At 42.1% G+C, this 14,174-nt stretch carries 11 protein-coding genes; 8 read left to right on the top strand and 3 right to left on the bottom strand.

Translation table 11 applies throughout. From position 1 onward, the window contains the following. Positions 1–185: 185 nt before the first annotated feature. The gene (gene fabG, locus G8O23_RS13140; protein WP_166365582.1) at positions 186–932 is read left to right on the top strand and encodes a 3-oxoacyl-[acyl-carrier-protein] reductase; all 747 of its coding nucleotides are present in this window, start codon (positions 186–188) and stop codon (positions 930–932) included. A 58-nt stretch (positions 933–990) separates the two neighbouring features. Here fabG and G8O23_RS13145 read toward each other — a convergent pair whose 3' ends face one another. Together G8O23_RS13145 and G8O23_RS17640 are read right to left on the bottom strand one after the other, a co-directional pair. Further along, positions 991–1,422, bottom strand: coding sequence for a MarR family winged helix-turn-helix transcriptional regulator (locus tag G8O23_RS13145; RefSeq protein ID WP_166365584.1), 432 nt, complete (start codon positions 1,420–1,422; stop codon positions 991–993). A 142-nt stretch (positions 1,423–1,564) separates the two neighbouring features. Next, entirely contained in the window at positions 1,565–2,533 is a 969-nt protein-coding gene (locus G8O23_RS17640; protein WP_166365586.1) for an SH3 domain-containing protein, read from the bottom strand. Positions 2,534–3,084: 551 nt separating this feature from the next. Here G8O23_RS17640 and pabB point away from each other — a divergent pair. From pabB to tilS, 3 genes are all read left to right on the top strand, one after another. Beyond that, complete coding sequence (gene pabB / locus G8O23_RS13155) at positions 3,085–4,395, top strand: aminodeoxychorismate synthase component I (RefSeq protein ID WP_166365588.1); 1,311 nt, start codon at positions 3,085–3,087, stop codon at positions 4,393–4,395. 85 nt (positions 4,396–4,480) lie between these two features. Then, positions 4,481–5,338, top strand: a complete 858-nt coding sequence (locus G8O23_RS13160) for a KilA-N domain-containing protein (RefSeq protein WP_166365590.1) — start codon at positions 4,481–4,483, stop codon at positions 5,336–5,338. Between the two features lie 56 nt (positions 5,339–5,394). After that, positions 5,395–6,720, top strand: coding sequence for a tRNA lysidine(34) synthetase TilS (gene tilS / locus G8O23_RS13165; RefSeq protein ID WP_166365592.1), 1,326 nt, complete (start codon positions 5,395–5,397; stop codon positions 6,718–6,720). A gap of 437 nt (positions 6,721–7,157) precedes the next feature. Here tilS and G8O23_RS13170 read toward each other — a convergent pair whose 3' ends face one another. Then, a complete protein-coding gene (locus G8O23_RS13170) occupies positions 7,158–8,321 on the bottom strand; it encodes a metallophosphoesterase (RefSeq protein ID WP_166365594.1) in 1,164 nt (387 codons plus the stop codon). Between the two features lie 165 nt (positions 8,322–8,486). Between G8O23_RS13170 and G8O23_RS13175 the strand changes: the two genes are divergently transcribed. The 4 genes from G8O23_RS13175 to G8O23_RS13190 are packed head-to-tail and all read left to right on the top strand — an operon-like array spanning position 8,487 to position 14,167. Continuing rightward, positions 8,487–11,222, top strand: coding sequence for a PAS domain-containing hybrid sensor histidine kinase/response regulator (locus G8O23_RS13175; RefSeq protein ID WP_166365596.1), 2,736 nt, complete (start codon positions 8,487–8,489; stop codon positions 11,220–11,222). Positions 11,223–11,268: 46 nt separating this feature from the next. Next, positions 11,269–11,745 carry a hypothetical protein gene (locus G8O23_RS13180; protein ID WP_166365598.1) on the top strand — a complete coding sequence of 159 codons (477 nt, stop codon included), beginning with the start codon at positions 11,269–11,271 and terminating at the stop codon, positions 11,743–11,745. Between the two features lie 34 nt (positions 11,746–11,779). Continuing rightward, positions 11,780–13,144: a TlpA family protein disulfide reductase gene (locus G8O23_RS13185; protein WP_166365600.1), complete on the top strand. Its 1,365-nt coding sequence runs from the start codon at positions 11,780–11,782 to the stop codon at positions 13,142–13,144. Between the two features lie 21 nt (positions 13,145–13,165). Next, positions 13,166–14,167 carry a DUF6340 family protein gene (locus tag G8O23_RS13190; protein ID WP_166365602.1) on the top strand — a complete coding sequence of 334 codons (1,002 nt, stop codon included), beginning with the start codon at positions 13,166–13,168 and terminating at the stop codon, positions 14,165–14,167. Positions 14,168–14,174 lie beyond the last annotated feature (7 nt).

Below are 14,174 nucleotides of genomic sequence, written 5' to 3' on the forward strand. Positions count from 1 at the left end.
TGAACCTTCGGTATAACAGTCACCATCGGTCGTTTGTCCGTTGGTAAAAATAAATAATAAAATTGTAAAAAAAATGCTTGGTTATTTAGGGTTAAAACAGGCACTATTTCTATGAACTTTCAACTCTCGTTTAAATTTATAATCTTTTTTTACCTTTGTAGCCGAAATCAACTTAACAACATATTATGAAACTACTCGAAGGAAAAACAGGTTTAGTTACTGGCGGAGCGCGCGGAATTGGCCGTGCCATCGCTATAGCATTTGCCCAGCATGGTGCCAACGTGGCATTTTCCGATATGAATGCCGATGAGAATTTCCAGAATCTTGAGAAGGAGCTGAACGCCATGGGCGTAAAGGCTAAGGGTTATGTTTCCGATGCCAGCAACTTTGAGGCATCGCAAGCCATGGTTGATGAGATTGTGAAAGATTTTGGTCGTATCGATATTCTGGTTAACAACGCTGGTATCACCCGCGATACATTGCTAATGCGTATGACCGAGGAGCAGTGGGACCTGGTAATGAACGTAAACCTAAAATCGGTTTTCAACCTAACCAAGGCCGCACAAAAGTATATGCTTAAGCAGAAGTCGGGCTCAATTATCAATATGAGTTCCGTGGTAGGCGTATCGGGCAATGCTGGTCAGGCAAACTACTCGGCTTCAAAAGCTGGTATTATTGGTTTTACCAAATCGGTGGCTCGCGAATTGGGTTCACGGAATATCCGTTGCAATGCCATTGCCCCTGGCTTTATTATTACCGAAATGACTCATAAGCTGCCCGAAGAGGTTCGCAACGAGTGGGTTGAAAAGATTCCTCTTAAGCGTGGCGGTACCCCCGAGGATGTTGCCGATGTGTGCGTTTATCTTGGCTCAGAGATGTCGAGCTATATCAGCGGACAGGTTATCAGCGTTTGCGGTGCAATGAATACATAGTATAACAGCTTTATTTCAATATTAAAAAGGGCATAAACCAATGGTTTGTGCCTTTTTTTTAATCTAGTTTTTCGTACAAATGCTCAAGCATACGGATAAGTTCCTTCACCTCAATGGGGTTTAATCCATCCGTTGCTTTTTGTAGCGTTGCCTCTTCAATGGCTTTAAGTTGCTCAATTATTCCCTTGGCGTACTTGGTAAGCACAATCTGGTACGAGCGCTTGTCGGTGGCGCTGGCCATGCGATTTACCAGATTGTTTCGCTCCATACCATCAACAATTCTCGATATGGCTGCATTGTCCTTGCTGGTGCGCTTGGCTAGCTGCCCAATGGTTATGTTGTCCTCTTCCCAAAGCCACTCTAGCACAATCCAGTAATCAGGGGTAACATCGGCAAAACCTTTGGCTGCAAAGTTTTGGGCAAGCTCGGTTCTGTACCTCGATGCAATGCGGGTTAGCGTGTAAACAAACGATTTTGAGTCGGGATTCATTTAGTTTTTAAATTTTAAACATTTTTTACGAGTTAACTTGAAAGGGCTCTTCGCATTTTTTTAAATATCATTTTCGAAAAATCAGATGTTATAACAAATATTTATGTTATAGGACCACAAATAACTACTTCAAAATATTTTTCTACATTTTTATCCTAACATAACCATTATTATCTTCTTCAATGGAAATGGTGATATGTCCTAAACCTTGGTCAAGTAGAAAACTTATAGAGGTTTGATGCGAGTCGGCAGGATAATTATAATCAGAAATATTAGTAGTTTTGCTGGAGAAACCACGCTTGTCCGTTTCTAACACCACACTGCATTCAATACATGCAGCTTTTATAAGTAAAAACGCATCTTGCATAGAAATATCGGGAAGGTAAATTGCTTGACCTCTAGCACATGTTTCTGGAGTTCCCGAAGAAACTACAAATACTCCAGAATCTTCAAGAAATATCATTTCTTCAAGTTTTTCCTTTTTTAGTTTCCAGTGGCTTTTCTGCTGATAGTCATTAATCCACTGGTAGCGATAAAAATAGTTGAATTTATCAACATCCATCTGAGTAAGAAAACCCATAAAACAAAAGCCTTTAAGGCCATTGAATTCAACCTCGACCCATTGACTTTTAATATTATCAACAGTTATCCAACTGTATGTCTTCTTCAATACCTTTACACTGCCTTTGTAGGGAACTACAGCAATCCTTTGCCCACTAAGATCTGGCTTGTCGCGAATTACTAAGCCAGATGCAACCATCACTTGAAATTCAGAATTCGTTAGATCAATAAACTTCATCCTATTTTCATTATTCCTGAGACCCTCTTCAAAAGACCAAAGAATGTGCCCCAGTGTATCAATCTTTAGAATGGAGTACTCGTGGGCACTGCCAACCATAATCATTGCCTCTCCTTGCCTGAATTCTGAGGCTGCTGCAAAGCGTAGGGGGATAGCAACAGCTCCATTAGGGTCAATGTATCCGAACCTGTCATTATTTTGGGCAAGAGCTAGACCATCTACATATTCACCTACCCAGCTGTATTCAGATTGAGCAAATGATACTTGAAGAATTAATAGCAGCAAAATATATGAAGTTAAGAACTTTTTCACGAGAATCCTTTTTAAGTTAAATATTAATAACCAGTTAAATTTTGACATTCAAGGTTGAATAATTATTATATACACTTGTATGAAAGTTGAATATCTATTCTTCCTATTACATGGAATATATTTGAAGGCACAAACGGCCAAATTTATTGTAAATATTTTAATGGACAATGAAAGTATATGATATTAGAGGTTTTTAGTATTGATCGTATTACTTTTGTTTCAATCATTTTAGTAGTAAACTTAATTTTATTATATCCTTATGTCAATTTGTAAAATGATTATAAAAATGGCTTAGTTACCAACCAAAGTGGCAAACCAACTATTGAAACGTAGCCAGTGATGAAGTTGAACCTATTGTTTTATAGGATAACTCTCAGAATTTGTAATAGTTGAGATTAATTCATTGGACTGATCCAAATATGTCTCTATACCGCTAACGTAAAATTATTTCACAACTATTCAATCAGTATAAGCCCTTTAGTCTTACTTATTATGGGAAAGAGCTTGTTCTTTTATAGTTAGTAAAAGTTAAAACTCCATATCTTTGCGGCATGAGAGGCACTATTTCAATACCCATAAAAAAAGTAGCACGCTTTGCCGACCAGCTTTGTCGTTGGAGCAGAAATGAAAGATACGCACTGGTACTTCGTAGCAATTCCGATATGCTTACCTGCGATGCGTGCTCACCCTTCAGCCGGTATGAGGTGCTTGCTGCATTTGGTGCCGACAGCCTTATTGTTCCCAGCAAGAATTATTTTGACGAGCTACGTGATGCAACTGCCCAAAACAATTGGCTTTTTGGCTACTTGGGCTACGATTTAAAGAATGAGGTAGAAAAATTAAGCTCTAACAACTCCGATGGTCTTCACTTTCCCGAAATGATTTTCTTCATGCCTTCCATAGTATTTGCTGTGCAGGATGGTATTCTCAATATTCATTACTCCAAAGATAAATACAACCGCCAAACCGCAGGATGCCTGTTCGATGCCATAATGGATGAACCTGCTATTGCCGCACAGAATGATAAGGATATAATAACACAGGCACGTTTTACAAAGGATGAATATATCGATACCGTGAATAGGGTGCTTGCGCATATCCATAGGGGTGATATCTACGAGATGAACCTTTGCCAGGAGTTCTACGCACAAACATGCCGAATAAATCCTTACGAAACCTATTTACGGCTTAATCAGCTGTCGCCCACGCCCTTCTCGGCATTTGGCAAGTTTCATGATAAGTTTCTGCTTTGCGCCAGCCCCGAGAGGTACTTGCAGAAGCAGGGCAATAGGATTGTCTCGCAACCAATTAAGGGAACCTGTCCGCGTGGCAATAACCCACAGGACGATAAGCAACTGGCCGATAAGCTCAAAAACGACCCAAAGGAGCGAGCCGAGAATATTATGATTGTCGATTTGGTGCGCAACGATCTATCGCGTGTGGCGCAACGGGGCAGCGTTACCGTTGATGAGCTGTGCGGGGTGTACCCATTTCCGCAGGTTCATCAGCTAATATCTACCGTTTCATGCAATCTTAATGCTAATTCTGATATTGTAGATTTGCTAAAGGCCACCTTTCCAATGGGCTCAATGACTGGTGCACCTAAGGTTAGCGCTATGCAAATTGCCGAGGAGTTGGAACGCACAAAGCGTGGGCTATACTCTGGTACGGTGGGGTATATCGACTCGCAGGGTAATGCCGATTTTAACGTGGTTATACGTAGCTTGCTCTACAACAAAACCAAGCGTTACCTATCGTATTCGGTTGGTGGTGCTATTACCAGTAAGTCGAACCCCGTGCAGGAGTACAGCGAGTGCCTGCTAAAGGCAATGGCTATAGAAAAGGTGTTAACAACAAGCTAGTGTTCCTTCATTATGAGACAAAACTCCGAGAAAAGTTTACCGCAAGAAAATGATTATATTTGTTCTTATTTTAAATAAGTTACGGATGAATAAAGTAAAATTGAATGTCAATGAAATTGAGATTGTTCTTTACAAACAGAACGAAGAAGAATATATCTCATTGACGGACATGGCTAAATATCGTGACTCAGAAAGAACAAATTACATCATTCAAAACTGGATGAGAACCAGAAGTACTATAGAATTTCTTGGGCTTTGGGAGCATTTGAATAATCCAACTTTTAAAGGCATCGAATTCGATGCCTTTAGAATTGAATCAGGGTCAAATAGTTTTACATTAACTCCAAAAAAATGGATAGAATCAACTAGCGCAATAGGTATTGTTTCTAAATCAGGTCGTTATGGTGGAACATACGCACATAAAGACATAGCCTTTGAATTTGCCTCGTGGTTAAGCCCAACGTTTAAACTATATTTAATTACAGAATATCAAAGACTTAAAGAGATTGAAACAAATGAATACAATTTAGAATGGAACGTAAAAAGAATACTAAGCAAAACGAACTATCTAATTCACACTGATGCAATTAAAAACTACATTCTCCCAAATAAAAATTACGAAGCAGGAACTGAATGGTTAACTTACGCCGAAGAAGCTGATTTGTTAAATGTAGCATTATTCAACTGTACAGCCAAAGATTGGCGAGAAGCGAATCCTGAATTAGCAAAAAAATCTATGAATATTAGTGATATTGCTAGTATTAATGAACTTGCCGTTTTATCAAATCTTGAAACTTTAAATTCAGAAATGATTAAGGATGAAGTTAATAAAAAGGATAGATTTTTGAAATTCAGAGAAATTGCAAAATATCAGTTATCTATTTTAAATGAAAAAGATTTTTTTGAAAACATTGAGAAAACTAAACGAGAGAGTTTATATTGAGAATAAGAAGAAAATTAAAGAATAAATTAAAAAACGAGACCTCGCCTAGAGCCGTTATGAAAAAAAAGTTTAAACAATATATCGAAGAGCACTCACTGGTTGAGCCCAAAAGCAAGCTGCTGTTAGCCGTAAGCGGTGGGGGCGACTCAATGGTGATGCTTTATCTTTTTAATGCCTGCAGATATAATTTTGCCGTGGCGCACTGCAATTTTCATCTGCGTGGGCAAGAGGCCGATGCCGACGAGGCGCTGGTTCGCGAAACCTGCGAAACGCTTGGGGTGGAGCTGTTGGTAAAGCATTTTAAAACAACGGAGTACTCCACCAACAATAACGTGTCTATTCAAGTGGCTGCTCGTGAGTTAAGGTATGGTTGGTTTTCAGATCTTTGCAACGAGAAAGGATTTTCCTCGGTGGCCATTGCACACAACAAGAACGATGTGGCCGAAACAGTTCTGTTTAACCTTACCCGTGGCTCAGGTTTAAAGGGGCTTACAGGGATAAAATCAAAATCAAACAGCATTATCCGTCCGTTGCTTTTTGCCTATAGGCATGAGATTGAGGAGTATGCTGCTCAGCACGCTATTGCTTACCGTAACGACTCGTCCAACGCTCAAACCAAGTACGCCCGCAACAGAATTCGCCATAACATTTTGCCCGAGTTGCAAGTAATTAACCCTGCTGCCATCGATAATATTTATAGCACATCGCTACACCTGGCCAACACATGGCAAGCCATTGAGGCTATGAATGCCGATTTTAGAGCAAAGGTTAGAAGCGAGTTGCCTAACGAGGTACACTACTGCATTGAGGAGCTGGTTAGGTATCCATTTCGTCAGCTATTTCTCATAGAGGAGCTGGCCAATTTTGGATTTTCGCCCGCTGTGGTTATCGATATCGAAAAGTCGCTCTACTCGCAACCCGGGAAATTATTTTACTCGGCAACCCATAGTCTAGTTCGCGATAGGGAGGTGCTTATTGTTTCACATGCCGAAATATCAACAGAAATAAATGAGGCTAAAATTGATGAGGCAGTTGGTGTAATAACGGAACCAATAGCATTATCGTTTAGCGTAGTTAGTAACGATAGCGGTTTTACCATCCCCAAATTGGCAGATGTTGCTGCGCTCGATTTTGGTAAGCTGCATTTTCCCCTAACACTGCGCCTGTGGCGCGAGGGCGACTGGTTTGTCCCGTTTGGCATGAAGGGGCGCAAAAAGATTAGCGATTTTCTGGTAGACCAGAAAGTACCTTTGCACCATAAGCACTCTGTTTACGTGTTGGAGTCGAATGGCCATATTGTTTGGGTTGTGGGCTTTAGGATTGATGATAGATATAGATTAGTTAAGGATTGCAAGCAGGTGTTTTTGGTGGAAAGGGGTTAGGTTTTGGTTGTCAGTAATCGGCCTGTCTCAGCTTGTCTCGGAAACGTAAGTTGACGAGGGGAACCGACGCTTTTTGGAGGTTAACGAGATAATCGGTAGTCAGTGATCAGTGATCGGTAGTCAGTGATCGGTAGTCAGTGATCGGTAGTCAGTGATCGGCCTGTCTCAGCTTGTCTCGGAAACGTAAGTTGACTAGGGGAACCGACGCTTTTTGGAGGTTAACGAGATAATCAGTAATCAGTAATCAGTAATCAGTGATCGGTGATCGGTAATCAGTAATCGGTAAAACGGTAATTGGTTAGTGAGTTTTCAATCATCCAATCATCCAACCTGCCTGCTCTGACGCCAGTCAGGCAGCCTGCCTGCTGGCAAGCAGGGTCATCCAATCAGTCAATCACTCTGTCTGCCTCTTGCAGGGCTGTCAGGTCTCTTCAAGTTTACTTACCAGTACTCACCTCAAAAACCACAATTTCCGGCTTATTACCAACCCTAACCGGAGGGCCCCAAGTGCCAAATCCTGTCGATACGTAAAAATGGGAATTCTCTATCTGCTTGTAACCTCGGCTTACTTCAAACATTGCTTTGGTAATAAGGTTTAGCGGGAAAAGTTGCCCGTGGTGGGTATGACCCGATATTTGAAGATCGATACCATTTTCCACCGCCTCGTTAAGGTTGTAGGGTTGGTGGTCGAGCATAATGGTAAAGAGGTTATTGTCAATGTTTACAACCATATGTTCGATGGGTTTGCGCATATTACCACCCATCATTTTGGCCTGCCTATCGTCTCTACCTACAACATTTAGCTTTCCCTGTGGTGTTACCACCGAGTCGCGAATAACTGTAATGCCGTGATCCTCGAGGTACTTTATTGCTGCATCGACCCCTCCAATGTACTCGTGGTTGCCTGTAATAGCGTAAACACCCAGCGGAGCGCTAAGCTGTTTGAGCTGATCGCCCATATTATTCTTAATAACTGGCCCCAAATCCTCATCAAAGATATCGCCTGCAAGCAGAATTATATCGGGTTTCTGCTCGTTCATCATATGCACAAAGCGCTCTAACCGGCCGTTGGATATAATGGTTCCCAAATGAATATCCGAGGCTGCAGCAATTTTTAGCATAGCGTTACCATTCAATGACTTGTCTGTCTTTATGGTTACACTGCTTACCTTTGGGTAGATAGCGTTAAGGTATCCTGCAAAAATAATTATTGCTGTTGTAGCGTATATTCCAACTGAAATCTTTCGGAGAAACGAAATACTATCTTTGGCCGAGAGAAAGGAAGGGAATCCAGTCCAGCTATGCATCAACTTCAAAAGATCAAAAAGCAAGAACATCAGCGTGAGGTAAAGCATGGCTGCCAACCAGAACGAGCCAACTTTAGCAACTAATTCGGCAGCACCCGATGGAACTACACGCTCTAAAAATCGACCTATTGGGTACGAGAGGGCTATTGCCCAAAAAAGGAGGCGTAGGGCAAGTTCGTATCCTCCAGCAAAAGCAAAAATGGGATTGGTGCGACGATAAATGTAGTAGTTTACCCCAATGGTTACGATAAGTACAATGGAAAAGAAGATTAGCATAGCAATATTTCGTTTCATTATTTTCTAATAGAAATTGTTCAGCAAATGTGGAATTCGATTAATTATTGGCCTCGAATTTACGAATTAAACAAGATAATTGTACTTTTGTTAAAAGTCTCTAACATCAATTAACACAAACAATTCCTGTAGGCGTATTATTACTTTAAATCAACTCTCATAAGTATGCATTCATCGGATTTACATAGCGAAAATCCCGATAACCAAAGGGTTACTCCCGAGGTGCTTTCTGCTGATTTCGGCAATAATCTTTTCGAGGCCTTGGTGAATAGCTGTGCAGGTAGTATTTACGTAGTTTGCGGTAACCGCATTGTGTTTCATAACCCCCAGTTCGAGCACCTGACAGGTTACAATGCCGAAGAGGTAAAGCGAATGGAATTTGTGGAGATAGTACATCCAAAGGATCGAAAACTAATCAAGCTTTTATTCTCCAACAATTTTCAGGAAATTTCTCAGAAAACATCCCGATCGTTCACTTTCCGAGCCCTACATAAGAATGGTGAGATGAGATGGTTTAAGTCCAATGTATCAATTGTTAGCTGGAACGGACAGCCAGCACTGTTGGATAATTGCTTTGATATTACCCAGCAAAAGGAGTTTGAACGGAAACTGGTGGAGGAGGAGCAGAACTTCCGATTGCTAGTGAATGGCTTCGAGGATATGGTATTCATCATCAGCAAAAGGGGGATGGTGGTACAGGCCAATAGGAGTGTTTATAATCGAATGGGGATGGACGAGCATGAGATTGTGCTGAAGAGTTTTTCATCGTTTTTCGAAAAATCGATGCAGGATGAGGCTAAGCATATGGTTTCCGATGCTTTCTTCGGTAAGCGGATGATACTTTCGGGAAACTTGGTGAGGGGGAATGGTAAACTTATTCCTGTGGAAGTAAGACTTTTCAAAGGTAACTGGAGCCAAAAGGAGGTTGTCTTCGCCATTTGTCAGGATATCTCGCTGCGCATCGAGGCCGAGCGTATAGTTAAGCTATCGGAGGAGAAGTTTAGCAAGGCATTTGATAACAATGCGGTGATGATGGTGATTAGCAGCTTCGACGAGGGGCGCTTTATCGATGTGAACGAAACTTTTCTGAAAATTACTGGCTTAACCCGCGAACAGGTTGTAGGCTCCACCTCCCGCGAGCTCAATATATTTCCCGATATCAAGTTGCGAAACCAGCTTAAGGAGATGATCTTGAGCGAGGGGAGAGTGCTTGATGCTGAGACCTCGCTAGTTAACTCTTTGGGTCAACGTGTGCTTTGTAGCTTTTCGGCAGAGATTATCGACATACAGGGGGAGAAGTGCCTGCTGTTTGTTATAACCGATATAACCGATAAAAAGCTTGCTCAAGAGAAGATTTTGCAAAGCGAGCAACGCTTTAGACAGCTTGCCGAGCTGCTGCCCGAGAAGGTTTTTGAGGCTAATGCAAACGGCTTTCTAACCTTTGCAAATAATTACCTAAAACTATTCTTTGGTTTTGCCCCAAACAGCCTTGAGCAGGGAATTCATATAACCGATCTATTTAGCCCAAAGGATAAGCCAAAAGTTAGAAGTTACCTAAAGCGTAGCTCCACTATCCCCGAATTACCTTCGGTTGAGCTAGTGGCTCAAAAGCTCGATGGTAGCCATTTCCCTGCATTAACCCATATCATTGCTGTGATTGAGGATAAGAAGGTTAGCCGTTTTATGGGTGTTATGGTTGATATCACATCGCGCAAACGGCAGGAGTTAGAGCTTATTAAGGCGCGCGACGAGGCCGAGCAGGCATCAAAGGCCAAGGAGCGTTTCCTCTCCACCATGAGCCATGAAATTCGCACGCCTATGAACGCGGTTATAGGAATGGCCAATATCCTGCTGCAAGATAATCCGCTGGCTCACCAAATGGAGTACTTGCAAAACCTAAAGTACTCTGCCCAGGGGCTTATGTCACTGCTTAATGATATTCTCGATTTCAGTAAGATTGAAGCCGGTAAGCTTACAGTTAATAGGCATCCTACCGATCTTAGCGAAATTGCCAAGGGTGTTTACAATATGTTTAAGCATTTGGCCAGCAAAAAGGGTGTTGATATTATTCTCGATTACGATAGCACCCTGCCCAACAATGTGCAGTGCGACTCGGGTAAGCTAAACCAAATACTTACCAACCTTACATCCAACGCCATTAAGTTTACGCTAAATGGTTCCGTAACAATACAAATTGCAAAGGAAAGGGAAACCAATGCCTCGGTTTGGGTTCGTTTTGCCGTGCTCGATACTGGAATAGGAATACCTTTAGATAAGCATGATTTGATATTCCAGGAGTTTACTCAAGCCAATCCTAATACAACTCGCCAGTTTGGAGGTACAGGTCTTGGGTTGGCCATTTCGCATAAGCTGGTTGATATGCTTAAGGGAAATCTTCAAGTTTTAAGCCAACCCGGCAAGGGTTCGGAGTTTTACTTTTCCATTTGCCTACGAAAAATTAAGGAGCCTCGCATAAAAACGGTCGACAAGCATAACGAAGCGGTGCATCTAAACCGTAAGAGGCAACCCTACAGGGTTTTGGTGGTTGAGGATAATGAGGTTAACTCGTTCATTGCGTTAAAGTTTCTTAAAGACTGGGGATTGGAGACACAGCTTGCCGAAAATGGGGCCATTGCTGTGGATATGGTGAAGGAGAATGAATACGATTTAATTCTTATGGATTTGGAAATGCCTGAGATGAGTGGGTACGAGGCAACCCAAATCATCAGAAAGTTGCCCGATAAGACCAAAAGTCAAATACCTATTATTGCCCTAACGGCCTCGGCAATGCTCGATGTGCAGGAAAAAATATTTAAGCTGGGGATGAATGGCTTTATACTTAAACCATTCAATCCGGCCGATTTGAAAGCTAAAATTTCTGAGCTAATCAAATCAACCTAAACCAAAAACGGGGTTAATACGTTAGTATATAAAATCGATTACTACTATGAGACATCTATTTGTAACCCTTGTTTTTACAGTATTCAGCTTTAGTGCTGTCGACGCTAACGACCCAATACCGCCAATGAACAAGCAAATTGTTGAGTACGTAAATGGTGTTATGGGGCAACAGGTGGACAGGGGCGAGTGCTGGGACTTGGCCTATCAGGCCTTAAAGTTGGTGAATGCCTCCTGGGATGGGATGTATGTTTATGGAGAGCCCATCGATTTTAAATCTCAAAAGGTTTACCCCGGCGATATTGTACATTTTCAGGATGCGGTAGTTAAGCGTACCGAGGGCTTTTCTACCATTACCGAAACTATGGAGCAGCATACGGCAATTATACTAAAGGTATATGCTGAGGGTATTTACGAGCTGGCTCACCAGAATACCTCATTCTCGGGGCGTAAGGTGGGTACTAGCCCAATCGACCTTAATGGTTTGGTGAAAGGGCAGGTAATTGTATACAGACCTGTTCCTTAGATTTAGTTGAAAACAGCATAATCACATAAATGATATGAAAAGAATTTGCCTTTTAGTACTTTCTGTTTTTTTTATATTTCCCTTTACTGCCCATGCTCAGCCTGTTGATATTTCCGTAAATGTACAGCAAGCCTTTTCTCCGCAAGCTCGCTTACTAATGTTCGAAGGCCAAGGCTATACGGTGGTCGACTCATCCCTGCAGATTTCGCAAGGTACCTATCGTTTTACCCTACCCAGTGGATTCCAAAAGGGGATGTATAGGGTTGATGTGGGCAAGAATATTAAGCTCAACCTTGTTGTGGGTGATGAAACTAGTATCGATGTCAACACGGTTGTGTTTGCACCCGAGGATAGCCTTAGGTCGGCCCAATCGGTTGAGAATAACACGTACTGGAGATTTCAACGTCAAAAAGAGTTACACAGCCAACAGGGGTGGCTAATCCGCTCGTTAATGGATTACTACCCCGATTCATCAACCTTTCGAAATAACCTTCAGGTTGAACTGCAAAGGCTTAACCATGAACTAAACCGCTTTGCCGAAAAGCTTATACAGACGAACCAAAACCTTTTAGTATCAAGCTATATAAAGCTTGAGCAAAGACCTGTAACTAGCGATAGCAAAAAAAATGAACTCACCAAGCTGGTTGCCACGTGGTGGAATTCGATAGACCTTCATAACCCGCTAATTAAGAATTCACCTGCTTTGCGCGATAGGGTGTGGGCCTATATGGAAAACTTTTTTAACGACGATTTCTATAAGGAGGAACAGGATCTGGAGTTTATTCGGGGTACTTACGCTCTCCTTGCATTGCCTATGGATATTGAGGTTAAACGAACCATTAGGGATATTCTGATTAATGGATTTGTCGATTCCGATTATCAGGACGTATACGAGTACTTACAGTCCACAGCCTTTGATGGGCTAGACCCACTTAAAAAGTATGAACCAAAAGAAAAATTAAAAAGAACAGTGAGGGCAAAGGTGGGCGAGAAGGCGCTCGATTTTTTGATAGAACCACTACAGGGCAAGTCCATCAACCTGTCAAAAATCAAAGCCGATTACAAGCTGGTGCTGTTCTGGTCGTCATGGTGTCCCCATTGTATCGATGCCATGCCAAGGGTTTTGGAGATTTACAACAAATACAAGGATCTGGGATTTGAAGTCATTGCCGTTTCGTTGGATGATGAACCAATCTCCTGGGAACGATACGTAAACGACTTAAATATCAATTGGATAAATGTTCGTATTCCCTATAGCCCCGACAATGATGTGTACGCAACATACGATGTACACGAAACGCCTCGCATGTTCCTGCTTGGTAAAAACCTTGAAATAATATCAAAACCCTCTACAATTCGTCAGCTCGAGGTAAGGCTGCGCCGAACAATTTGTCGATAGAGGCCATATAAATATATCAACATGAAAAGCACGTATATTAATAATCGTCTACTTTTCTTATCGTTTGTCTTGCTAGCACTAACCTTTGGTTCTTGCGTGCAGTACAGGCTAATCAATATCCAAACGCTTAAACCTGCCGAATTAGCTATACCCAACAATTTTATTCAGCCCCTAGTGGTGGTAGGTACATACGAGGGTATACAAGGCGTACCCGAAAGTATGGCTCAAGCCTCGCTCGATAGTACAGCAGCCATTGAGGCTGGTTTAGTGCTTGCCGAAACTCTTGCCGAGTCGCCTTGGTTCGATGGGATTGAAGTGCCAGTTAAGCAGCATTATCGCGACGATTCGTCACATTTAATATTACCCTACCCATGGAAAAGGGTAGAAGAGATAGCCGCTGGCACCAATGCCGACCTTGTAATATCGCTTGAGTACATTAAGCTAACTCCCAAAACAAGTGGATATCCATTTTGGGATGGCGCAATGCAGGCCTACTACGGATACCTATCGATGAATGTGTACGCATACTGGCGTGTTTACGATTTGTATCAACAAAAAGTGTTTAGTGAGCACCTGTATCGCGACACGCTAACCTGGGAAGAAACAGATTACTATCGTGTTAGGGTGGGCGATCAGCTACCTGGGTTTTTCTCCGCGGCAACCTACTCCGGTTTTTTAGCCGGACAGGATTATGCAAAAAGGATTGCGCCATCGTGGATGGACGAGCAGCGTGTATATTTTGTTAAAGGCCCCAAGCCAATGAAGGTTGCAGCGGAGTTTGCCCAGAACAACCAATGGCTCGATGCTGCTGCTCAATGGCAGGTTGTTTTAAGGAATTACGAGAACAGATCTCAGGTAGCAGCCAAAGCCGCTTTCAACATGGCCGTTGCCAACGAGATACTTGGAAGTTTTGATGTTGCCCTGGAGTGGTTAAATCAGTCGGAGAGTTACTACGTACTGCCCGAAGCTTCATGGTACAGAAAGATTATTGAACACCGCATAAAACTACTGGAAAGACTATAGCCCTATT

The organism is Perlabentimonas gracilis, assembly GCF_011174675.1.
In the GTDB taxonomy this organism is placed as follows: Bacteria; Bacteroidota; Bacteroidia; order Bacteroidales; family Tenuifilaceae; genus Perlabentimonas; species Perlabentimonas gracilis.

Bases quoted from the DNA above. Each gene is read 5' to 3' on its own strand.
- G8O23_RS13145 (WP_166365584.1), bottom strand. From the start codon at position 1,422: ATGAATCCCGACTCAAAATCGTTTGTTTACACGCTAACCCGCATTGCA.
- G8O23_RS13190 (WP_166365602.1), top strand. From the start codon at position 13,166: ATGAAAAGCACGTATATTAATAATCGTCTACTTTTCTTATCGTTTGTC.
- G8O23_RS13170 (WP_166365594.1), bottom strand. From the start codon at position 8,321: ATGAAACGAAATATTGCTATGCTAATCTTCTTTTCCATTGTACTTATC.
- G8O23_RS13180 (WP_166365598.1), top strand. From the start codon at position 11,269: ATGAGACATCTATTTGTAACCCTTGTTTTTACAGTATTCAGCTTTAGT.
- pabB (WP_166365588.1), top strand. From the start codon at position 3,085: ATGAGAGGCACTATTTCAATACCCATAAAAAAAGTAGCACGCTTTGCC.
- fabG (WP_166365582.1), top strand. From the start codon at position 186: ATGAAACTACTCGAAGGAAAAACAGGTTTAGTTACTGGCGGAGCGCGC.
- G8O23_RS13160 (WP_166365590.1), top strand. From the start codon at position 4,481: ATGAATAAAGTAAAATTGAATGTCAATGAAATTGAGATTGTTCTTTAC.
- G8O23_RS13175 (WP_166365596.1), top strand. From the start codon at position 8,487: ATGCATTCATCGGATTTACATAGCGAAAATCCCGATAACCAAAGGGTT.
- G8O23_RS13185 (WP_166365600.1), top strand. From the start codon at position 11,780: ATGAAAAGAATTTGCCTTTTAGTACTTTCTGTTTTTTTTATATTTCCC.
- tilS (WP_166365592.1), top strand. From the start codon at position 5,395: ATGAAAAAAAAGTTTAAACAATATATCGAAGAGCACTCACTGGTTGAG.